The following is a 21,586-nucleotide window of genomic DNA, read 5'->3' on the forward strand; positions in this document are numbered from 1 at the left end:
CCTTCTGTATCGCGTATTTGTTGACAGTCTAATTTAACGGGTATTCATGAAAAACCTTTGGCTATTTCTTGTTAGATATAACGCTATCTTTTGGTTTATTCTATTTTTTACAATATCCATCGTACTTGTTGTTCAACACAATAATTATCAACGTGCATCCTTTTTCAATTCTTCCAATGTGCTCGTTGGCTCCTTTTACAAACAGGTCAATTCCTGGAAGAGTTACCTGTCGTTACATGAAGCCAATGAAGATCTCGCGGCAGAAAATGTTATGCTACGGCAACAGATCCAGAACCTCATACAAGCTGATACCTCAGCGGATTCGGTCCACATCGTAGACTCTATAGCACAGGGGCGATATGCGTTTATTGTAGCCAATGTGGCGAATAACAGCATCCATCAAAAAAGCAATTACCTGACGTTGGACAAGGGTTCGGCAGATGGCGTGGAAAAAGGAATGGGGGTCATCACCAGCAATGGTGTAGTTGGGATTGTTTTGCAAACGTCCACCCACTTCAGCGCTGTGCAGTCGCTGCTTCACCCAGACACCAAAATATCGGTGACACTAGATAGTTCGGAAGTGTTTGGCTCCCTGGTTTGGGGAAATAATATAGACCCGCGCTACGGTATGGTGCGCGATATTCCAAACCACGTGCAAGTGAAAAAAGGCGAGAAAGTATACACATCAGGCTACTCCCTCTTTCCGGCAGGCATCCGCGTAGGCGATATTGCGGAAACAGGAATTAAATCTGGCGAAAGCTTTTTGGACCTCAAAATAAAATTATCGACAAACTTCAGCAAGCTGAACCACGTCTATATCGTGAAGGATCTACAAGTGGAGGAAAAGGAAACCTTAGAAGCAATGAATCAAGACAATGGGTAAAGTGATCATCTTAAACTTGCTACGCTTCTTTGTGGTGATCTTGCTGCAGGTAATCTTATTTAAAAACATAGGTTACTATAATATCGCATCGACCTTTCCATACATATTCTTCATCTTACTGTTGCCCATTGGCCTACCGAACATCATGCTATTCACATTGGCATTTTTAACAGGCCTCACCGTAGATGCATTTTATGATTCGGTAGGTGTTCATGCCGCCGCCTGTGTGTCGCTATCTTTGTTTCGAACGTTCTTCCATAAAATCACCTTAGACGTCGAAATTAAAGATTCATTTAACACGCCATCTTTGGGCGAAATGGGAACCAAATGGTTTCTCCCCTATGTGTTTTTTGGCACTCTAGTCCATCATTTCACCCTGTTTATCGTAGAAACTTTTTCTTTCACAAATTTCCTATACACCCTAGCGAGCATCATTTTAAGTAGTATCTTTACGGTATGTGTCGTCTTTTTAATGAGCCTGCTGGTCTACAAAAGAAAATCACGTATCAATAGTATTTAAACCAAAAGGACGTTACGTTCATGAATAGTTTTTTCGCACGTAAATTTGTCATTCAAGGAATATTTATTGCAGTGGCGCTGATCATCGTAATCCGCTTGTTCTATATTCAGATCATTGACGAATCATATTTATTATCGGCCAATAACAACGTCTTGCGGAAAGTCGTTGTTTATCCGGCTCGTGGTGTTATTTTTGATAGAAAGGGCAAGGTGCTCGTGCAAAACGAGCCGGTTTATGACTTGATGGTTACGCCACGCGAAGCGAAAGAGATCGACACGGCGTTGCTTTGCCAGCTGATCGATATTGATTTGGAGGGCTATAAAACGCGCATGGATAAAGCGCGCGATCATTCCCCCTATCGGGCCTCAATCTTTGAAAAGCAGCTCTCGTCTGCCACCTATGCGCAGCTGCAGGAACACCTGTATAAATTCCGAGGTTTTTACGTGCAAAATCGAACAGTTCGAAGTTACCCAGATAGCATAGCGCCCCAACTCTTGGGCTTTATTCAGGAGGTAAATGATAAAGATATTGAACGCTCAAACGGTTTTTACCGGTCGGGAGATTATATCGGGGGGAGTGGTATTGAGCGCTCTTACGAGGATCTTTTACGCGGACAACGTGGCGTAAAAAACCAGATGGTCGATGCCTTAAACCGTCCCAAAGGAGTATTTATGGAGGGCAAGTATGATACGTTGGCCGTATCGGGTGAGGGATTGATTTCAACCATTGACCGGGACCTGCAGTATCTTGCCGAAAAACTGATGAAAGGGAAAATGGGATCGGTCGTTGCCATAGAGCCTGCTACGGGTGAGATTTTAACCTTGGTTAGTGCGCCCTCATACGATCCAAACGTCATGGTGGGGCGGCAACGTGGCAATAACTATATGAAATTGCTCAATGATGAAACGAAGCCCCTGTTTATCCGCCCGATTCAAGCATCTTATCCACCGGGCTCCGTTTTTAAAGTGGTTGCAGCTTTAACGGCGCAGCAGGCCGGAATCATCAATCAACAGACCGTTTTTAATTGCCCGGGGGGCTATCGGTATGGGGGCGGTCGCGCGTTTATGCGCTGTACACACGTCGATGGCCCGACAGACCTGATTAAATCCATCCAACGCTCTTGCAATACCTACTACGGCTACACCTATGCGCGGATGATCGATTCGCGCGGAATGTCTGGTCCGCAAGCCTACGATTTATGGCGAGAAGGTTTATTGAAATTCGGACTGGGACAAAAATTAGGAATTGATCTTCCCGGCGAACGGCCTGGACTCGTGCCCACCTCAGATTTTTACACCAAACGCTACGGCAGTGGAAAGTGGCGATCAGGCTATAACGTTTCCCTCTCCATCGGGCAAGGCGAACTGGGAATAACGCCACTGCAAATGGCAAACATCATGGCTATTGTCGCCAATAAAGGATTCTACTATCGTCCTCACCTCGTCAAAGGCATCGGCGAAAAGAAAATCATCAAAAAAGAGTTTACCGAAAAAATCAGTGCTGGTGTAGACGAAAAATACTATGCACCCGTAATAGAGGGAATGAGCAGAGCAGTAAACATGCCGGGAGGAACGGCGTACAGTGTGCGGATCCCGTCGATAGAGATGTGCGGAAAAACCGGAACGGCACAAAATCCACATGGTGAAAACCATGCGGTATTCTTTGCTTTCGCTCCGCGAGAAAATCCGAAAATCGCAATCGCCGTTTTTGTAGAGAATGCTGGGTATGGTGGAACATGGGCCGGCCCCATTGCCAATATGCTGGTCGAAAAATATATCAACGACACGATCTCGCTGCCGAAGTATATTCAAGATCGTATATACAACGCAAATTTTATCCCAAAAAAGGAAAACAAAACGGAGGTAAAAACGGACAGTAGCAATAGAAAGAATACGGGTCGAGCCACACAGCAAACGAATAATACAGCGCCTGGAAGAAGAGAATATTTTGTACACCATAGTCAAATAGGAAACCGTTATGAATAAAGTTGGAGAGAAAAGTTTCTTTGGACGGATTGATTGGCTCACTATTCTCCTATGGTTTATGCTCTGCATCATCGGATGGTTCAACATTCATGCGGCGGTATACGACCCGGAACAGCCCGGCTTGTTCAATCTGGCTACAAACTACGGCAAGCAATCGATTTATATTTTTACCGGCTTATTGATCGGGTTTAGCATCCTGATCATTGACGCCAAATTTTTCATTTCGGCATCGCCTATTATTTACATCGTCGTTATTTTATTACTGGTGGCGGTACTGATTGTGGGGAGGAATGTGGGAGGAAACCAAGCTTGGATACCGCTTGGAAGCTTTCGCTTACAACCGTCAGAATTTGGAAAACTCGCCACCTGCTTGCTTTTGGCATCTTACTTAAGCACACAAACCAATAAACATCCAAATCTGAAGACGCTTTCCATCGCATCGCTTATTGTGTTTTTCCCGGTGATGCTCGTTATGCTACAGCCCGACACCGGATCAGCCCTCGCGTTTTTCTCGCTGGTATTTGTTTTCTACCGGGAAGGCTATGTCGGAAATACACTATTAATTTTGGGCGGGCTGGCCATCTTACTCTTCGTTATGGCTTTATTGATCAACCAATGGCTGATTATCGGGATCTTGTTGCTCCTCGCTGCGATTTTTGCCTTTGTGTTACGGAAGAAGCGGAAGCATCTTATCAACATAGGTGCCTTATTCCTTGCCTCCTCGATATTTGTTCTCTGTGTAGATTTTGCATATGAACAGGTATTGCAACCGCATCAACGTAATCGAATTGACATTATTCTAGGGAAGATGAATGACCCGCGCGGTCAAGGCTACAACCTCAACCAATCTAAAATAGCGATAGGTTCCGGGCAGCTATTTGGTAAAGGCTACCTACAAGGCACCCAGACAAAATACAATTTTGTGCCGGAACAGAGTACCGATTTCATCTTTTGTACCGTAGGCGAAGAATGGGGTTTTGTAGGCTGCGTCTTTTTGATTTTAATCTATATAACGCTTTTGGTACGCATTGTCAATCTCGCCGAAAGGCAACGAACAGCATTTGCTAGAATATATGCTTATGGCGTTGCATCGATCTTATTTTTCCACTTCTTTATCAATATAGGCATGACAATCGGGATTGTACCGGTTATCGGTATTCCGCTTCCGTTTATCAGCTACGGGGGCTCATCGTTATGGAGTTTCACTATCCTCCTATTTATCCTCTTGCGGTTTGACTCCGCTAGAAAGGGACTGAATGGATAGTTTTCCGATAACTCTCGTTACAGCCGCTCAAGCACATAACGGATGGCTTGATCGACAATTTCTTTTGGATTCTCGGCAAAAGCATCGTGGAGTCTGCTTGCCAATATAGCGTTGATTGAAAGGGCATGATGACCGAACATGTTGGCTAGGGCATAAATTCCAGCAGTTTCCATCTCTAAGTTGGTGATGTGGCGTCCATCTACAGAAAACGAACTTGCCTTCTGAATAAGGTCGGGATACATATTGACCGAACGAACGGAACGCCCTTGCGGACCATAAAAACCGGGAGCCGTCATGGTGATACCTTTTGGTAGCGCTGCCGCTACTTGACGAAGCAACTTGTCACTCGCTTTCCCCACGTAGGGCGTGAAGGTCAACGTATGAAAATGCTGTTGCACAGCTTTCTGAATAGCGTTTTCTTCTGCCGTATAGCTCTTCACATAATATTGCATCAGCGTATCGAAACCAATGCCGTACTCGCTTGCCAGAATCGTCCCCATTTTGATATCCCCTTGTATGGATCCTGATGTACCAATTCGAATAATATCCAAGCTGATCAGCTTATCTTTCAACGTGCGCGTCGCAAAATCAATATTGACAAGTGCATCAACTTCGTTGAACACAATATCAATGTTGTCGGTGCCGATACCCGTCGATATCACCGATATTCTTTTCTCGCGAAGCCAACCTGTATGCGTAATGAATTCCCGTTTACCTTTTTTAAGATCAATACGATCAAAATACTGCGAAACCTCAGGTACCCTGTCGGGGTCACCCACGAAGATGATCGTGTGCGCCAAGTCTTCAGGCAAAAGGTTAAGATGATAGATGCTACCATCTGCATTAAGAATCAGTTCTGAGTCTGCAATCATCACAATGTTTTTAAATAGGCGTATTGCACAGCGTCGATGTTGTCAAGTTTATGTACAAATTGGTTAACCTGCATTTTGCGAACTTCAACCTCCATGCTGCAACGGTTATCAAAATTCTGATTCAAGATAGTTAAATTTTCTTCCTTCACCAAACGCATCACGTCATTCATTTGCAGGTAGTCAAAATCGATACGATATACATCATTTATGGTGCGCTCCACAATCTGCGCGTTCGCCAGCGCCTCGAGAGCTGCCGTCTTATACGCGTGAATCAGCCCCGGCACGCCAAGCAAAGTGCCACCAAAATAGCGCACCACCACAATAAGCGTATTGGTGATATCTTTCGATAGCAGCACATTCAAGAGGGGGCGGCCCGCCGTACCCGATGGCTCTCCATCATCATTGAAACGAAATACAGAGCGGTCGGGTGTCATCCGATAGGCCCAGCAATAATGCCTGGCTTTTGGATGCAATTCCCGAAGCTGAGCGAGAATATCCTTCAAAACAGACTCGTCCTTAAATGGATAGGCATAGGCTAAAAACTTACTTCCCTTATCCCTAAACAAGCCTTCACTCGCCGTGCCAATTGTAAAATACGTATCTTCAAATAAACTCACAAATATGCTATTATTAACACCGAAATAACGGCCAAAACCAACCCCACCCGACTCATTACACTAAGCCGCTCGCCGAAGGCAATCGTACCAACCACAGCACCAAGCAAAATAACACCGATGTTCATGCCGGTGAATACCACAGAAGGACTTTCCGATAACGCGCGATGTGCTTTCATGTAAAACAGGATGTTGCCAAAATTAAACATTCCCAAAAGAATACCCCAACCTATAGAACGTATTTTTAACCGCGTTCTGTTCGCTATAAGGTCATAAGCTAGAAACAGAAACGAAACGACCATAGCCAGCAGAAACACGACGAGCATCGAAAATGCATAAGAAACATCCTTGAAAAGTGCAATTTGTTTAAAAAGGATATCGATAACGCCCATTCCCAAAAACACCGCTAGCGCATACCCCCACTTACCACCCGATGCAGATTGCGGGCCGGCTTTTCGACCGGCAATCGTCAGGACAATAGCCGAAAAACCTACCGCAATACCTACAAGCTTGAACGAGCTTAATGCTTCATGAAAAATAAAATAAGCCGCCAACAAGGGAATAAATAAAGAGAGCCTTTGCGCGATTTCCGTCTTCACGATCCCGCTATATTGAATAGCGTAAGCTATACATAAGAAAATGCTGGGTAGTAATATGGCCAAAGTGCTGTACACCGACCAGGGCAGCCCAGGCTTTATCGCTTCCACACCATCTGGATCAAGGAAAATCCAAGTCATTAACGCCGCAACCGGATAGTTCCAAACAATAAGATGAAGATGTTTGATGCCCCTTTGCTTCGCCAATTTAATAACGACTGCCACCGTTACACTACAAATAACACTAATAAGTACGTACCACATATTTCTTAAAGCGCCGCATATAGTTGAGACGCATCTATCTCCAATGGTACAAAAAGTTTAGGACATTTTAGCGGCCTGCTTTCGATAGTGAGCATGCAGCTAGCTGTTCAATACCAACGATCTGTCAAGATAGAATTCGTGTTTTACACTATAGATACGTATAGCTTCCATATTGACCACACAATGAACAATCGGAAATACAATTATCCACTAATCTTTTATCGACTATTTTCACACCAAAAACACGGTATAAAACACATAATTAATATCCAAAAAAAATACAATTATTATAACAAAAAAAGAGTCGAAATCATAAGTAAAAAATGCTTAAAAAGTTATAGAAAACAGACACAAAACTAGAAGTTTTAAACACAAAATGTTTGTAATGAGCTTTTTAAAAAAACAAGGTTATTGATTTTTATAAAAATATAGTTAAATAAAATACTAAAAAAAACATAAAAAAATGTATGATAATTGCAGGTAAAAAAACACATTAAAACAAAAAAAATTAAAAATATTTTGGATATTAAAAATTTACTTCTACATTTGACATGTAATATTTGAGACATGATGATACGCAACAGCTATTTTTATTTTGGATACTTTTATTTTAAAGATAAGAGCCGGGATTAGTATGTTGTTGCGAAATAAACAAGAAAGTCCCGGATTGCTCTCCGGGACTTTTTTTATGCTATAAAAATAAATGAAAACACGAATTGCGATACAAGGGGTTAAAGCATCTTTCCATGAAGAAGCGGCGTATAAATACTTCGGCGAAGAGATAGAAACAATCGAATGCGAGTCTTTTAAAAAGACATGCGAGATGCTAAAGCAAGGCAAAGCTGATTATGTCGTGATGGCTATAGAAAACTCTATAGCAGGAAGCATTTTACCGAACTACAATTTGCTACGCGACTATCGCTTCCATATTATAGGTGAGGTGCACCTCAATATTCAACAAAACTTACTGGTTCTTCCAGGCGTAAAATTAACAGATATAAAATTTGTGGAGTCACACCCAATCGCCATCCGCCAGTGTGATGAGTTTTTAAGCGACTTTACGGATTGGACAGTTAAGGAAGGCATGGACACTGCGGCTTGTGCTAAAAACATAGCGGATAACAAACTGAAGAATACCGCTGCCATTGCCAGCACCATGGCCGCCAAATTATACGGCCTGGAGATCCTGGAAAAACGCATAGAAACAAACAAAAAAAATGCAACACGATTTCTTATCCTAGCCAATGAGGTCGTCGAACAAAAGAATGCGAATAAAGCTTCGCTCTCTTTCCAAACAGGAAACGCCGTCGGCGCACTAGCAAACGTACTGCAATGTTTTGCGGAGCAAAACGTCAACCTCAGTAAGATCCAATCCATGCCAGTAGTTGGAAAAAGAAACGAATATGACTTTTATGTGGACGTGGAGTGGAAAAAACAAAGCGACTACGATGCCGCTATTCGCAAAGTGCTTAAACACACCGTAAACTTCAATATTATGGGGGAGTATATAAAAAATGAAAAAGTATAATTAAGTATTAAAAAAACGAAAAGATGAAACATACATTAGACATTCTACCTTTAAAATCATGGTTAGACACAGGGGACAAGCCTTTGATCATTGCTGGTCCATGCAGCGCAGAAACAGAAGATCAATTGGTATCAACAGCGCATTTGCTGGCTAACACCGGTAAAGTAAATGTGCTTCGTGCAGGGATATGGAAACCTCGTACACGTCCAGGCGAGTTTGAAGGTATAGGCAGCGTGGGTTTGGAGTGGTTAAAACGTGCCAAAGCAGAAACGGGTTTGTTGACAGCGACGGAAGTGGCAACGGCAAAACACGTAGAAGAAGCATTGGCAGCTGGTGTAGACGTTCTTTGGATTGGTGCCCGCTCCACAGCAAACCCCTTCACTGTACAAGAGATTGCCGATGCGCTGGTCGGTGTTGATGTGCCTGTTTTTATCAAAAACCCGGTTAACCCGGATCTGTCCTTGTGGATCGGTGCACTAGAACGTGTAAACCGCGCAGGCATCAAGAAGTTAGCGGCGATTCACCGCGGATTCTCTTCTTTCGAGAAAACCGCTTTCCGTAATGAGCCGATGTGGGATTTGGCCATTCAACTGAAATCGGCATGCCCTGAGCTACCAATTATCAACGACCCTAGCCACATTTGTGGAAACCGCGAGCTGATCCCTTACATCGCGCAGAAAGCGATGGATATGGACCTCCAAGGTTTAATTATCGAATCACATATAGATCCTTCCGTAGCTTGGACTGATGCTAAACAGCAAGTCACGCCAGCAGCGTTGGCCGATTTATTGGATAATCTATCGGTGCGCCATCCCGAATCTAACAACCCCGCTTTTGAAGACAAACTGGCTGAGCTACGCACACAAATCGATAAATTGGATGATGCTATCTTGCAGCAAATCGGAGATCGTATGAAAATTGCCGAGAAGATCGGGCAATACAAACGCGATAATAATGTGACGATCCTTCAGGTAAACCGCTGGGACGAAATTGTGCAAAAACGCCTACAGCTGGCTAAAGCACTATCTTTAAGCGAAGACTTTGCGACAAAATACTTAGAACTTCTTCACAATGAATCCATTCGCAAACAGAATGAAGTGATGAACACGAAACCTGTAGCGGAGGCCTAATGAGTTTATCATCTATTAAACTCTCCCATCCCAACAGGAAAATTCAAGGCACGGTTCAGCTCACTGGCTCGAAGTCAGAGAGTAACCGTGCTCTTATTATACAAGCAATCAGCAAAGGGACTGTGCATGTAGAAAATCTGTCGGTGGCGGCTGATACCGTGATTATGAAAAGGGCGCTAGAGCAGACAAGAGATGCCAACACAGCTACTCAAACGACCATCGATATTGGTCCTGCCGGAACCGCCATGCGCTTTCTTACATCGTACCTCAATCTCTGCGAAGGATCTTATGTTCTTACCGGAACAGAGCGAATGCAACAGCGCCCGATTGGGATTTTGGTAGACGCATTGCACAGCCTAGGGGCAGAAATAACGTACGGCAATAAAACAGGCTACCCCCCTTTGCGGATCCAAGGGGGTGCATCGCTCAAGAATGACCGGGTGCGTATAAAAGGAGATGTCAGCAGTCAATACATATCCTCCCTCCTGCTCGTTGCTGCATCCCTTAAAAATGGATTGACGCTGGAGATTGATGGCGAGCTTACTTCGCGTCCTTATGTTACCATGACACTTAATATGCTGCAAGAGGCGGGCATTAGGCATGCGTGGACGGATAATACCATCGCCATTCAACCCCAAAACTTTCAAACCGCAACGATTTATGTAGAGCCAGATTGGAGTGCGGCGTCCTATTGGTATGCTATCGTCGCCCTCTCAGATGAGGGAAGCATTGTTTTGCCCGGACTAAAGGCACATAGTTTACAGGGGGATATTGCCATTGTTGATATCATGTCTCATTTTGGCGTGGCAAGTTCGTTTCAGGAAGATGGCCTACACATCGCCAAGGTTGCAGATGGAACAGACAAAAGCTTGTTTGATTTTAAAGAATGCCCAGACCTTGCGCAAACGATCGTAGCGTTAGCAGCGGCTTTAAAAAGAGATATTTCCATCACAGGCGTAGAAACCCTAAAAATTAAAGAGACCGACCGCTTGATGGCTCTCAAGACGGAAATTGAAAAATTTGGTGCTACACTAGTTGCAGACGGGGAAACATACCACCTCAAAACTTCCGGCGTGCAACTGCACACTGCCGTTGCATTTGACACGTATGAAGATCACCGCATGGCCATGGCCTTCGCACCACTTGCTATGGTGTTTGATGAGGTAACCATACATGAACCCATCGTCGTTGAAAAGTCGTATCCCGACTTTTGGGAAGATCTCCAAAACCACGGTTTTAAAATCAATTAAATAATATTACTAAATCAGCAATAATGGTTTCTACTTATTGCTGATTTATTATATTTACCAAATATTATAGAATTATGGCTGGAAACTCATTCGGCTATCTGTTTAAAATAACCACTTTTGGCGAATCACATGGTAAAGCTATCGGAGTTATTATAGACGGATGCCCCCCTAATATTGAAATTGATGAACACTTTATCCAATCTGAATTGGATAAACGCAAACCCGGACAGTCAAAAATCACAACACAACGTAAAGAAAGCGATGTGGCAGAAATACTTTCCGGCGTGTTTGAGGGGAAATCTACCGGCACACCAATCGCCATTGTTATTCCTAACGAAGACCAACGATCCAAAGACTATTCGCACATTGCTGAAACATTTAGGCCTTCACATGCTGACTACACCTATCAGCAGAAATATGGCATTCGCGACTACCGCGGAGGCGGACGTTCTTCCGCTCGTGAAACGGCAGCTCGTGTAGCGGCAGGTGCTGTTGCCAAACTATTCCTGAAACAGATGGGTATAGAGATCTTCGCCCATGTGTGTGCTGTGGGGCAGCTGGAGTCACCAAACTTGGATACAACGGATATAGAACAATTGCTGGAAACACGCGAGTCGAACATCGTTCGTTGTGCTGATCCGGCCACGGCAAATGAAATGATCGAATTGATAGACGGCGTACGCAAGGCGGGCGACACGATTGGTGGCAAGATCGCCACCCTAGTGCGCCATGTACCGGTAGGCCTTGGCGAACCTGTTTTCGACAAACTACATGCAGATCTGGGCAAGGCTATGCTCAGCATTAATGCTGTTCACGGATTCGAGTATGGCTCGGGCTTTGCCGGCGCAGCAATGTATGGATCTGAACACAATGATATCTTTGTGCAGGAAGACAATAAGGTCCGCACACGAACAAACTTTTCTGGTGGCATACAAGGCGGGATCTCCAATGGCATGGACATCAGTTTTCGGACGGCATTCAAGCCCGTAGCGACGATCATGCGCGATCAAGACAGTATCGATACCTCCGGCAACAGTACCACCGTATCGGGTAAAGGCAGGCACGACCCCTGCGTAGTGCCCCGCGCTGTGATTATCGTAGAGGCCATGACAGCATTGGTTTTAGCAGATCATTTTTTAAGATTTAAAGCATACAAGAATGAGCAGTAATTTCGTGGTTGCCTCAGATATAGGCGGTACACATATCACGTCAGCTGTCGTAGATATCAACACATGGCAAATTCTGGAAGATACCGTCTCCAGATGCCATGTAAATTCAAGGTCAGATGCTAAATCGATTTTCCAATCTTGGGGTGTGTCGATAGCGGCGGCTATAAAGGGATGCAATGTGTCCATCTCCCAACTAGGGATCGCGATGCCTGGCCCTTTCGATTATGAAAACGGGATATCGCTGATGAAAAATCAGGATAAGTATGATGCATTATATCAAATAGATGTGTCAAATGGTTTGTTGGATAGCCTCAATATGGACCAGGAAATTCGTTTTATCAATGATGCCGCAGCGTTTCTTCAGGGAGAAATCTTCGCGGGCAATCTGCAGCACAATGATCGAATCTTAGGCATCACCTTGGGCACTGGATTAGGCTCGGCCGTCTGGAGCAAGGGTGAAAAAGCATTCGACGCAGACCTATGGAATAGCCCTTATCAAGATAGTATTTTTGAAGAGTTTTTAGTGACGCGCTGGCTCACCAAGAGGTTTGCTGAATTAAGTGGTCAGCAAGAAGATGGGTTCAAAGCCATTTTGACAAAACATCAAGGAACGGCAGCCTTTGATCAATTAATGGAGGAATATGCCAACTCGCTCTACGATTTCCTGCACTTCTTCTCGGCAAAGCATAACAGCAAGACGTTTGTTATCGGCGGAAACATAGCCAACGCCTGGAACGTTATAAAAAGCTACCATCCTAAGCTAGCGGATGAATTTGAAATCCACACGGGACAATATGCAGAAAAAGCTGCTATTATAGGAGCAGCCTCTCTCTTTACCATCTAACTATTCCATAAAATATCCTAATACTAGAACAGTTTAGGATATTTTTCATGGTTATATTCGTTCATCATTTCGTACGCCAGCTCAATCACATCATCTGCCGATGGCTTCGTGAAATAATCGCCATCAGAGCCGTATGGTGGTCGATGTGCTTTTGCGGAAAGCGTGCGCGGCTGTCCATCCAACACAAAATATCCTTGTTGCTTTTCAATAATTTCTTGCAAGATAAAAGCGCTGGCACCCCCTGGCATGTCTTCGTCCACCACTAGGAGTTTATTCGTTTTTGATAACGACGTGCCACAAATCTGGGTACGGTCAAAAGGTTGTAAACACTGGGCGTCGATAATTTCGATGGAGATACCCATCTTTTCCAGTTCGATAGCTGCCTCCTGTACAACGCGTAACGTCGCGCCATAGGATACCACTGTTATGTCTTTCCCCGTCTTGATCAGCTCTGCAACACCAATGGGCACGGTAAACTCGCCCACATTAGCAGGCATTTTTTCCTTCAATCGGTATCCGTTTAGGCACTCCACAACAATGGCCGGCTCATCAGCGCGTAGCAAGGTATTGTACATACCTGCCGCTTGCGTCATATTGCGTGGCACACAGAGGTGCAGCCCACGTAAGCCCCCTAATAAAACCGTCATCGGAGATCCGGAGTGCCAGATCCCTTCCAAACGATGCCCGCGTGTACGAATGATGACGGGGGATTTTTGCGTCCCTTTCGTTCGATAACTTAAGCTCGCAAGATCGTCGCTGAGCACAGGCATGGCGTATATCAGATAGTCAAGATATTGAATTTCCGCGATAGGGCGCAAACCTCGTAAGGCTAAGCCCATCCCCTTGCCTATAATAGCAGACTCGCGTATGCCCGTGTCAAAAACACGCAGTTCGCCGTACTTCTCTTGAAGTCCCGCAAAACCTTGGTTTACATCGCCGATTTTACCAACATCTTCACCAAAAGCTAAAATGCGCTCATCCCGCTTGAAGTTGGTATCGAAACATGCATTCAAAACTTCCCTGCCATCTACTAAAGGTGCGTCTGCGGTGTAAATGGCATCAATAACGGATGCCTTTAGCGGCGAGTCCGGGGTGTCGGTAAAAAGTTTGTCGTTATAGCGATCACTATTTTTGTTTTGCTGGGCAATAAACCAAGCCAATAATTGTTCCTTTTCGGGAGATGCTATATGTCGAAGCTCACGAATAGCACGACGCACGTTGCTATAAACCTCCTTGAGGGATGGCTCGGCTAGCGACTGCAGCGTGCGGAGCGGAAGCTCGACACACTCTTCTTTGATCTGGATCAGAAGTTCAATTGCTTCATCCAGATCTTTTTGAATCGTTTTATGGTAGTCTGCCCAAGCACGACGCTGTTCGTTTCGTACCAGCTCTTTAGACTCCTTTTCTATTTGTGTAAGCTCGTCTTCCTTCGCAATGCCAGATTGTAGGAGCCAATCCCGCATTTTTAAATTACAATCAAAGTCACCCTCCCACGCTAAGCGATCCGTCGATTTATAGCGCTCGTGGGAGCCGGATGTGGAATGTCCTTGCGGTTGCGTTATTTCTGTCACGTGTACCAGACAAGGTATATGCTCTTCACGCGCTATGCGTGCAGCCTGTTCGTAAACCTCGCAAAGGGCTGGATAATCCCATCCCCGTACTTTAAATATCTCGATTCCGTTCCCGTTTCCATCACGTTGAAAACCACGCAACGCCTCCGATATATCCGCTTTTGCGGTCTGCAACTCATTAGGTACCGAAATTCCGTAACCATCATCCCAAATCGATATCACGACGGGGATTTGTTTGACCGCCGCCGCGTTCACCGTTTCCCAAAAAACGCCTTCTGATGTGGAAGCATTTCCGATCGTACAAAAAACGACTTCATTTCCCTTTCGGGAGAAATAACGCAAGTAATCCAAGTTCGGATTTTCGCGATACAGCTTTGACGCCAACCCTAATCCCATTACCCTAGGCATTTGGCCCCCAGTAGTTGATATATCAGAAGCAGAATTTTTTTGCTGTGTTTGATCGAGCCAACTTCCCGTATCGTCCAATAGCTGCGTCGAGAAATGACAATTCATTTGCCGGCCACCGGAAGAAATATCGGCATCCAAATCCGGATTTGCATAGAGCTGCGAAAAGAAATGATAAACGTTTGAAATGCCTGATGCAAACGCGAAGGTCTGGTCACGGTAGTAACCGGATCTCCAGTCACCTTCTTCAAAAACCTTCGCAAGCGCAATCTGTGCAATCTCCTTCCCATCGCCAAATATTCCAAACTTAGCCTTGCCGGTTAATACTTCTTTACGTCCAAGCAAACTCACTATTCTACTCTCGACAGCCAAGCGATAGTCGTTCAGGATGATTTCTCGAAAATCATTAAAACTAATTTTCGATGTTTCGAAATCGCGATTTATGTTCGTAGTAATATTTGACATATTTAAACCTAGGGTTTTAGCAAAAGTAGTAAAATATACCTGTTATTCCCAATTCTTACCGGACGATACCACAATGCGTGTTTCCTATCAAACAGATGAATTTCCCCGCCTGAATTCCACCCGCCCTATCATTTTTAAGTTTCACCAGGTAAAGGTTTTAGCGATAATGTCGATGGCGCGAAGGGATTGGGTCGGCCAAAAATCGAGACGGAAATTTTTGTTTACAGCAATAATCATTACTTTTAGGCTCTTTTTAAAGCATATAGTGGAATGAGTAAAATTGAAAAAAGCACGACGGAGGTAAAAAGCTTATTCGGCGATCTGGAAAAAACAATCGTGATCAACAACTTAATGATGACGCCATTCGAGGAGCGTAATGCACAATGGCGTGCGGATTTTCTGCGCAATATTGCAGGCGCAAATCTGAAGTTGGGTAATCCCGAGGTCGTAATGAGTAATGATAATTTCCCCTATTTTCAATTGGAAACAGTTGCCACCGGTGAAAACTTTAAGGCCATTGTATTGGAAAACCAGTTAGATTCCATATTAGAGCAAGGCTTTGGCGTGGTTATTAATGCACACCTAACCCGCCCGGACTGGGTCTTTTCTTACGGAGATTTGGTTAATTTAAAGTTGAATAATGAATTTTATACAGATAAGAGCGTATTTTCTAACCCGAAAGAGCACCAGAGCATTGGCCAGGATGAGGAAATTTTGGTAGGACAACCCGCTGAGCAAATTCTTCCCGCTGTATTACGTGCCAATATCCGCGAATTCTTGCAGTATGAGGGCGTTAAGAACCCGAAAGTTATGCTAATCGCGCGAAACTACACGGATGAGGAAAAGGTTTCCCAGGACCTTGTATTTAATATGATCCCTGCACAATTTGCAACGCAAAAAGACTTTGATAATATCATGACAACGTTGCACTGGTTTCTGCCAAAGCACTACTCTTTTTTTGGAGTAGATGAGATGGCCATTGAAAATGGCTTTCAACCGTTATAGTGCGGTAATTGAGGTATACCGATTGGCAGCTAGCAAGCTATACAAACGGATGTAAACATAACATAGAACAAAGAATGTATTTATTTAACGTTCGCGTTTACGGCATTTTGCTTAACGAAAGCAACGAAGTGCTGATTAGCGACGAAAAAACACAAAACGTATCGTTCACTAAATTTCCGGGCGGGGGCCTAGAATACGGTGAAGGCTTACTTGATGCGCTGAAACGGGAATTTATGGAAGAATGTGCGCTCGAAATAGAAATCGTAAAACACATATATACCACAGATTTCTATGAGAAATCTAGCTTCAACGAAAGCCAGATATTGTCCGTTTACTACCAAGTGCGCCCCCTGTCTGCCATCACATTCGACGTAAAAGTAAGTCCATTCGATTTTTCGAAAGAAAAACAGTTGGATAAGGTAGAGGTTTTTCGGTTTGTACCTATCGAGAAATTGCGCGATGAAGAACTAACCTTTAAAACGGATAAGAAAGCCTGGAACGTATTCAAGGAGTTGATAGAGCCCTAGACGAGCCGGGCCAACGGTATCGAGCATGGAAGCAAACACAAGGCTTCTGCTTACGCGAGACGTCCATATAGGTTATATATACTTGCTTATATAATACAAAGCGATGATAATAACTATACAAGAAATGATCAGTGTTTTATTCCGCCGCGAATCGTTGTAGGATTGTTCACTTTTGAACTTGTAATCGCGCTTAAATTTATTCATATCCATATCGACCTCCTTTATTGTATGATGAGTGAACGTACTAATTTACACAAAAGTTTTTATTCATGATGATAAGGCTCACCGCGCATTATGGTAAACGACCGGTAAACCTGCTCCACAAAAAACAACCGCACCATCTGGTGTGAAAAAGTCATCTTCGATAGGGATAACTGCTGGTTAGCCCGATTGTACACATCGGTAGAGAAACCATATGGGCCACCAATCACAAAAATCAAGTGGTTTACAGAGTCTATCATTTTTTTCTCCAGAAAGCGGGCGAATTCGACAGAACGAAACTCTTTCCCCTTTTCGTCCAACAACAAAACAACATCTGTGCTAGCGATCTGCTTTAAAATCAATTCACCCTCCTTGGTTTTTTGCTGCTCCTGAGTCAAATTTTTTGCATTTTTAATATCAGGTATAACCGAGATGCTGAATGTGATATAATGTGTTAAACGTTTAAGATAGGTGTCTATTGCCTGCTGGATAAATTTATCATCGGTTTTACCGACGCACAATAAGCTAATTTTCAATATATTACGTATTTAAAACAAGTAAAATTTTGCGCTAAATTAACACTTTGAAACGGTAAAAATAGAAAAAGCCTGGAATAATCGGGCGATTCTCCAGGCTTTAAAATATAACCTCCGTTAGGAGGTAATCAACCTAAACCTATCACAAAGGTAATAGATAATTATTATAATTCGAAAACTTTTTTGCTTGAATGGCGATTTATTTTTCCATTTTATATTTAAATATCTGATTATCAAAAAAAAAGGTTTTCAAACGGGGAGAATGAAAACCTTAAATAACCAATTATAAACCTAAATTATGATAGGTCAAAATTAGTGTATTTTTTACACTTTGCAAATTGTTTTTTAAACTTTTCTCCCGCGGGTTGCTTACCTTTGTAAAAAAGCTTAAAAACTATGTTTACCGGCATTATCGAAACAGTGGGGATTATCGAAAAAATTGAGCAAGAACAAGCAAACCTGCACTACTACGTATCGTCCCATCTATCTAGCGCATTAAAAATAGATCAGAGCGTCGCACATAATGGTGTGTGCCTGACGGTCGTTGGTATAGAAGAGGGCATGCATAAGGTGACAGCTATACAAGAAACGCTTACGAAATCTAATTTGGGCACGCTACAAGTCGGCGATTTGATCAACATCGAACGCTGCACCCTTCTTAACGGTCGCCTCGACGGACATATTGTACAAGGACACGTTGACCAAACCGCAACCTGCACGCAAAAGGAAGATCAAGACGGGAGCTGGCTGCTTACTTTCGAATACGATCCTTCGCTGCAGAACATCACCGTCGAAAAAGGTTCTATTACCGTAAACGGTGTGAGCTTAACCGTTGTAAATTCAAAAGAAAATAGCTTCTCGGTAGCTGTTATACCTTATACTCTGGAAAACACAAACCTGCAAAAGCTGAACGTCGGCGACACGGTAAACCTTGAATTTGATATTGTAGGAAAATATGTAGCTAAAATAATGGCGCTCCGGGGATAGGCTATAGCCTGTCGTCGCTAACCGAAGTTATTCAAGGTAATGGCCTTGCCTGACTAATAGTGCCCGGTACTTATTGAATACGCTAGATTTTGAGACGAATCCCAAGTAACGATTATCCTCGTCCACCACGGGTAAAATCCACACATCATCTCTGTTCATTTTAGACATGACAATGTCCATATTCTCCCGCTCTTTAATAATATCATTCGGCTTTTGGGCAAGTTTATCAAAGCTTTTCTCGACACCTTCCTCCTCTCCCAACAGGATGGAAAACAAACGTTCACTGTAAAGTATTCCCAACAATAGCCCTTTTTCATCGACAATGGGAAAAATGTTTCGTTTGGAATGTATGATGTCTGACTTTCTATCATTCGGTGTTTCTCCAGGCCGCAAAACAACAAAATTGGTTTCCAATACATAGCGCAGTTTCATCATGCTCAAGACCGTACGATCTTTATCTTCGTAGGACAACAAATCACCTGACTCTGCCAGCACTTTCGTATAGATCGAATGTTTCAATACCGATCTATTGATCAAGTAAGATATCGATGTCACGAGCATCAAGGGCACCATCAAGGTATATCCGCCCGTTATTTCCGCTATAAGAAATAAACCTGTCAAAGGCGCATGCATAATACCCGCTAAGGCGCCTGCCATACCCGCCATAACGAAATTTGGAACGTTTAACATCACCACCCCTGTTTGGTTCATACCATAGGCAAAAGCAAAGCCTATCAACCCTCCCATGACTAAGCTTGGACCAAACACGCCGCCGTTTCCACCACCGTTCAACGTAAACAACGACGCAAAAGATTTGGCAAATAAGGTCACAACGGTGTAAGCGATCACTACCCACGCCATATTTTTATAATCGGAAAAAAGACTATTTTGTACAATAGCATCAAATTTCCCATCCAGGATTTGCTGAATCGTGAGGTAACCCTCTCCGTACAAGGCCGGAAAGATAAAGATCATCAACCCTAAGGAAATGCCGCTGAACCACACCTTGTTGTAAGGATTGGACACACGAGAAAACCACTTTTTAACAACCCCCGTCAACTTTGCGAAATACACGGTATACAGCCCCACAAGCACCGCCAGCAGTACATAAAAGAACAATGCTTCTACTTCCCATTCGGTTGTAGCGGTATGGAACAGCGGCTCGCTGTAAAGCAACCTGGAAATCACGGAAGCTAGCGCTGCTGAGATTAACAGTGGAATAAAAGCCGGTATGGAAAATTCAGGCAATAAAATTTCGATCGCAAAGATCATCCCTGCAATAGGGCTGTTAAAAGCGCCCGATATTCCAGCGGCAGCCCCACACGCTAGCAGCATGGTAATCTCTTTGTATTGCAAACCGAAAAAGCGCCCTGTGTTGGACCCGATGGCTGAACCGCTGTAGGCGATCGGCGCTTCCAATCCGCAGGAGCCACCAAAACCCACGGTAATCGCGCTGGTCACAATCTGGGAGTAAATGTTATGGGGCTCAATACGGCTCGATTTGCGAGAAATGGAATAAATGATGGGAGTTATCCCATGCTCTAATCGCTTGCCTTTTAAAAATTTTCGAACATAGATCACGCTTAACAAAATCCCGATCAAAGGCAGTATTAAATAAAACGAATACTTGAAATGCCAGTCAATATCGTTTTGAAGCGTGGACGCAATAAAATGCGTTAACCCTTTTAATAGTGCCGCCGCTAAGCCGCCGATGACCCCCACCACAAATGCCAGAATGATTAAAAAATTCCGATTGGAAATTTTTTTCATCCGCCAATGGTTGATCTGGTCTAATTTTTTATAAATGGAGTAGTTCAAAATTCTCAATTTAGCTTTATAACTCAAAAGCCATAACCTCTTTCTTTTTCTTCGTCTTAAACCGTTCCGGAACAAGTTCTAAAATCTCATTCTTCAGCGCACGCACCGCTTGCTTTTTCACAAAATTGGTGGTAGTTACTATACTAATTTCGCGAACGGGCTCGGGTGATTTAAAGTAGCGTACATGCCCCAGCTGATCCTCATCGTAGTTCAGAATACTCATTTCCGGAAGAATAGTCAGGCCGCCATTGATGTCGACCATACGTTTTAACGTTTCCACACTTCCCGTGTTGTATTCAAACGTGCTGGCCCCACCTTGGTTGTGCTTGTAATGGCATAAATTTAACACCTGCCCGCGCATGCAATGCCCCTCATTCAACAACCACAACTTTTCATCGGCTATTTCATCCGTTGTAACCATCTTCTTCTGGTAAAGCGCGCTCTTTTCAGAAACATAGGCAACAAATGTTTCGTAATAAAGGGGCATCTCCTCTACCCCCGATTCCTGAAGAGGCGTAGACAAAATGCCGCAGTCTAACTTTCCAAGCTTTAATTCTTGGACGATTCGCTCCGTAGTATATTCCCAAATTTGCAGTTGCAATTTTGGATAGGTTTTTAAAAATTTAGTCAATAAGTCTGGAAGCAGGTATGGCGCAACAGTGGGTATAACGCCTATCTTCAATTCCCCCGACACTTCCCCTTTGCTTTCTTGCAATAACTCCCCAATTTTTTTGCTTTCGTTTAAAATAACACGGGCCTGTTTGATGATCTTTTCGCCAATTTCTGTCGGAACCACGGGCTGCCGACTTCTATCAAAAACCTTTGCGCCAATTGATTCCTCCAACTTTTGTATCTGCATACTGAGCGTCGGTTGCGTGACAAAGCAATGCTCCGCTGCAGCCACGAAACTGCGGTAGGTGTCTACTGCAATAATATATTCTAATTGGACAAGAGTCATGCTATAAATTTTAGCTATGCAAAGGTAGCTATTCCAATTTTATTACACCACTATTTATCTCAAAAGTTAATAACCAAAAAATGCAGGAGCACAGATTTTAGCGACAAGACTATCAAGCAGGCACCAACTGCTGACCCTGCTGAGTAAAGCGGAAGAGCTAGAAAATCTTTATTACCTTTGCTATCCTAAACGAG

At 43.7% G+C, this 21,586-nt stretch carries 19 protein-coding genes; 12 read left to right on the top strand and 7 right to left on the bottom strand.

All coding sequences use genetic code 11. The features are described from left to right. The first annotated feature begins 46 nt into the window (after window positions 1-46). From mreC to rodA, 4 genes are read left to right on the top strand one after another with little or no spacing between them, the layout of a single operon-like run. The gene (mreC, locus tag B0I21_RS12660; protein ID WP_133640854.1) at window positions 47-883 is read left to right on the top strand and encodes a rod shape-determining protein MreC; all 837 of its coding nucleotides are present in this window, start codon (window positions 47-49) and stop codon (window positions 881-883) included. Continuing rightward, on the top strand, window positions 876-1,403 hold the full coding sequence (locus B0I21_RS12665; protein ID WP_133640855.1) for a rod shape-determining protein MreD: 528 nt from the start codon (window positions 876-878) through the stop codon (window positions 1,401-1,403). The genes mreC and B0I21_RS12665 overlap by 8 nt, the downstream gene beginning before the upstream one ends. 20 nt (window positions 1,404-1,423) lie before the next feature. Continuing rightward, window positions 1,424-3,388 (top strand): penicillin-binding protein 2, encoded by a 1,965-nt coding sequence (mrdA, locus tag B0I21_RS12670; RefSeq protein WP_133640856.1) that lies wholly within the window; start codon window positions 1,424-1,426, stop codon window positions 3,386-3,388. Beyond that, on the top strand, window positions 3,381-4,652 hold the full coding sequence (gene rodA / locus B0I21_RS12675; protein ID WP_133640857.1) for a rod shape-determining protein RodA: 1,272 nt from the start codon (window positions 3,381-3,383) through the stop codon (window positions 4,650-4,652). The genes mrdA and rodA overlap by 8 nt, the downstream gene beginning before the upstream one ends. A 17-nt stretch (window positions 4,653-4,669) precedes the next feature. Here the strand turns inward: rodA and B0I21_RS12680 are convergent, their stop codons facing one another. The 3 genes from B0I21_RS12680 to B0I21_RS12690 are packed head-to-tail and all read right to left on the bottom strand — an operon-like array spanning window position 4,670 to window position 6,998. Continuing rightward, window positions 4,670-5,524: a nucleoside phosphorylase gene (locus B0I21_RS12680; protein WP_133640858.1), complete on the bottom strand. Its 855-nt coding sequence runs from the start codon at window positions 5,522-5,524 to the stop codon at window positions 4,670-4,672. Next, window positions 5,524-6,141, bottom strand: coding sequence for a YigZ family protein (locus tag B0I21_RS12685; protein WP_133640859.1), 618 nt, complete (start codon window positions 6,139-6,141; stop codon window positions 5,524-5,526). Before B0I21_RS12685 ends, B0I21_RS12680 begins: the two co-directional genes overlap by 1 nt. Next, complete coding sequence (locus tag B0I21_RS12690; RefSeq protein WP_133640860.1) at window positions 6,138-6,998, bottom strand: DMT family transporter; 861 nt, start codon at window positions 6,996-6,998, stop codon at window positions 6,138-6,140. The genes B0I21_RS12685 and B0I21_RS12690 overlap by 4 nt, the downstream gene beginning before the upstream one ends. A 703-nt stretch (window positions 6,999-7,701) precedes the next feature. Here B0I21_RS12690 and B0I21_RS12695 point away from each other — a divergent pair. From B0I21_RS12695 to B0I21_RS12715, 5 genes are all read left to right on the top strand, one after another. Further along, complete coding sequence (locus B0I21_RS12695; protein ID WP_133640861.1) at window positions 7,702-8,526, top strand: prephenate dehydratase; 825 nt, start codon at window positions 7,702-7,704, stop codon at window positions 8,524-8,526. Window positions 8,527-8,549: 23 nt separating this feature from the next. Then, a complete protein-coding gene (locus tag B0I21_RS12700) occupies window positions 8,550-9,656 on the top strand; it encodes a chorismate mutase (protein WP_133640862.1) in 1,107 nt (368 codons plus the stop codon). After that, complete coding sequence (gene aroA / locus B0I21_RS12705) at window positions 9,656-10,906, top strand: 3-phosphoshikimate 1-carboxyvinyltransferase (RefSeq protein WP_133640863.1); 1,251 nt, start codon at window positions 9,656-9,658, stop codon at window positions 10,904-10,906. Before B0I21_RS12700 ends, aroA begins: the two co-directional genes overlap by 1 nt. Before the next feature lie 74 nt (window positions 10,907-10,980). Next, window positions 10,981-12,075 (top strand): chorismate synthase, encoded by a 1,095-nt coding sequence (gene aroC / locus B0I21_RS12710; protein WP_133640864.1) that lies wholly within the window; start codon window positions 10,981-10,983, stop codon window positions 12,073-12,075. Then, window positions 12,065-12,919, top strand: coding sequence for an ROK family protein (locus tag B0I21_RS12715; protein WP_133640865.1), 855 nt, complete (start codon window positions 12,065-12,067; stop codon window positions 12,917-12,919). The genes aroC and B0I21_RS12715 overlap by 11 nt, the downstream gene beginning before the upstream one ends. Before the next feature lie 23 nt (window positions 12,920-12,942). Here B0I21_RS12715 and B0I21_RS12720 read toward each other — a convergent pair whose 3' ends face one another. Then, complete coding sequence (locus B0I21_RS12720) at window positions 12,943-15,360, bottom strand: alpha-ketoacid dehydrogenase subunit alpha/beta (RefSeq protein ID WP_133640866.1); 2,418 nt, start codon at window positions 15,358-15,360, stop codon at window positions 12,943-12,945. Between the two features lie 270 nt (window positions 15,361-15,630). On the opposite strand from B0I21_RS12720, the gene B0I21_RS12725 reads away from it, so the two are divergent. Next, on the top strand, window positions 15,631-16,365 hold the full coding sequence (locus tag B0I21_RS12725) for a hypothetical protein (RefSeq protein ID WP_133640867.1): 735 nt from the start codon (window positions 15,631-15,633) through the stop codon (window positions 16,363-16,365). Window positions 16,366-16,439: 74 nt separating this feature from the next. Further along, window positions 16,440-16,892 carry an NUDIX domain-containing protein gene (locus B0I21_RS12730; RefSeq protein WP_133640868.1) on the top strand — a complete coding sequence of 151 codons (453 nt, stop codon included), beginning with the start codon at window positions 16,440-16,442 and terminating at the stop codon, window positions 16,890-16,892. Between the two features lie 263 nt (window positions 16,893-17,155). Here the strand turns inward: B0I21_RS12730 and rlmH are convergent, their stop codons facing one another. Then, on the bottom strand, window positions 17,156-17,629 hold the full coding sequence (gene rlmH / locus B0I21_RS12735; protein WP_133640869.1) for a 23S rRNA (pseudouridine(1915)-N(3))-methyltransferase RlmH: 474 nt from the start codon (window positions 17,627-17,629) through the stop codon (window positions 17,156-17,158). Between the two features lie 396 nt (window positions 17,630-18,025). Between rlmH and B0I21_RS12740 the strand changes: the two genes are divergently transcribed. After that, window positions 18,026-18,616: a riboflavin synthase gene (locus B0I21_RS12740; RefSeq protein WP_133640870.1), complete on the top strand. Its 591-nt coding sequence runs from the start codon at window positions 18,026-18,028 to the stop codon at window positions 18,614-18,616. Between the two features lie 27 nt (window positions 18,617-18,643). Here B0I21_RS12740 and B0I21_RS12745 read toward each other — a convergent pair whose 3' ends face one another. Both B0I21_RS12745 and B0I21_RS12750 read right to left on the bottom strand, forming a co-directional pair. Further along, window positions 18,644-20,386, bottom strand: coding sequence for a chloride channel protein (locus B0I21_RS12745; RefSeq protein ID WP_133640871.1), 1,743 nt, complete (start codon window positions 20,384-20,386; stop codon window positions 18,644-18,646). Window positions 20,387-20,450: 64 nt separating this feature from the next. Continuing rightward, a complete protein-coding gene (locus B0I21_RS12750) occupies window positions 20,451-21,392 on the bottom strand; it encodes a hydrogen peroxide-inducible genes activator (RefSeq protein ID WP_133640872.1) in 942 nt (313 codons plus the stop codon). Between the last annotated feature and the right edge of the window lie 194 nt (window positions 21,393-21,586).

It is taken from the genome of Sphingobacterium paludis (assembly GCF_004364125.1).
GTDB classification, from domain to species: Bacteria; Bacteroidota; Bacteroidia; order Sphingobacteriales; family Sphingobacteriaceae; genus Sphingobacterium; species Sphingobacterium paludis.

Bases quoted from the DNA above. Each gene is read 5' to 3' on its own strand.
- rodA (WP_133640857.1), top strand. From the start codon at position 3,381: ATGAATAAAGTTGGAGAGAAAAGTTTCTTTGGACGGATTGATTGGCTC.
- aroC (WP_133640864.1), top strand. From the start codon at position 10,981: ATGGCTGGAAACTCATTCGGCTATCTGTTTAAAATAACCACTTTTGGC.
- B0I21_RS12680 (WP_133640858.1), bottom strand. From the start codon at position 5,524: ATGATTGCAGACTCAGAACTGATTCTTAATGCAGATGGTAGCATCTAT.
- B0I21_RS12715 (WP_133640865.1), top strand. From the start codon at position 12,065: ATGAGCAGTAATTTCGTGGTTGCCTCAGATATAGGCGGTACACATATC.
- B0I21_RS12745 (WP_133640871.1), bottom strand. From the start codon at position 20,386: ATGAAAAAAATTTCCAATCGGAATTTTTTAATCATTCTGGCATTTGTG.
- B0I21_RS12690 (WP_133640860.1), bottom strand. From the start codon at position 6,998: ATGTGGTACGTACTTATTAGTGTTATTTGTAGTGTAACGGTGGCAGTC.
- B0I21_RS12720 (WP_133640866.1), bottom strand. From the start codon at position 15,360: ATGTCAAATATTACTACGAACATAAATCGCGATTTCGAAACATCGAAA.
- B0I21_RS12725 (WP_133640867.1), top strand. From the start codon at position 15,631: ATGAGTAAAATTGAAAAAAGCACGACGGAGGTAAAAAGCTTATTCGGC.
- B0I21_RS12730 (WP_133640868.1), top strand. From the start codon at position 16,440: ATGTATTTATTTAACGTTCGCGTTTACGGCATTTTGCTTAACGAAAGC.
- B0I21_RS12665 (WP_133640855.1), top strand. From the start codon at position 876: ATGGGTAAAGTGATCATCTTAAACTTGCTACGCTTCTTTGTGGTGATC.
- mreC (WP_133640854.1), top strand. From the start codon at position 47: ATGAAAAACCTTTGGCTATTTCTTGTTAGATATAACGCTATCTTTTGG.
- B0I21_RS12695 (WP_133640861.1), top strand. From the start codon at position 7,702: ATGAAAACACGAATTGCGATACAAGGGGTTAAAGCATCTTTCCATGAA.
- B0I21_RS12740 (WP_133640870.1), top strand. From the start codon at position 18,026: ATGTTTACCGGCATTATCGAAACAGTGGGGATTATCGAAAAAATTGAG.
- B0I21_RS12750 (WP_133640872.1), bottom strand. From the start codon at position 21,392: ATGACTCTTGTCCAATTAGAATATATTATTGCAGTAGACACCTACCGC.
- B0I21_RS12700 (WP_133640862.1), top strand. From the start codon at position 8,550: ATGAAACATACATTAGACATTCTACCTTTAAAATCATGGTTAGACACA.
- aroA (WP_133640863.1), top strand. From the start codon at position 9,656: ATGAGTTTATCATCTATTAAACTCTCCCATCCCAACAGGAAAATTCAA.
- mrdA (WP_133640856.1), top strand. From the start codon at position 1,424: ATGAATAGTTTTTTCGCACGTAAATTTGTCATTCAAGGAATATTTATT.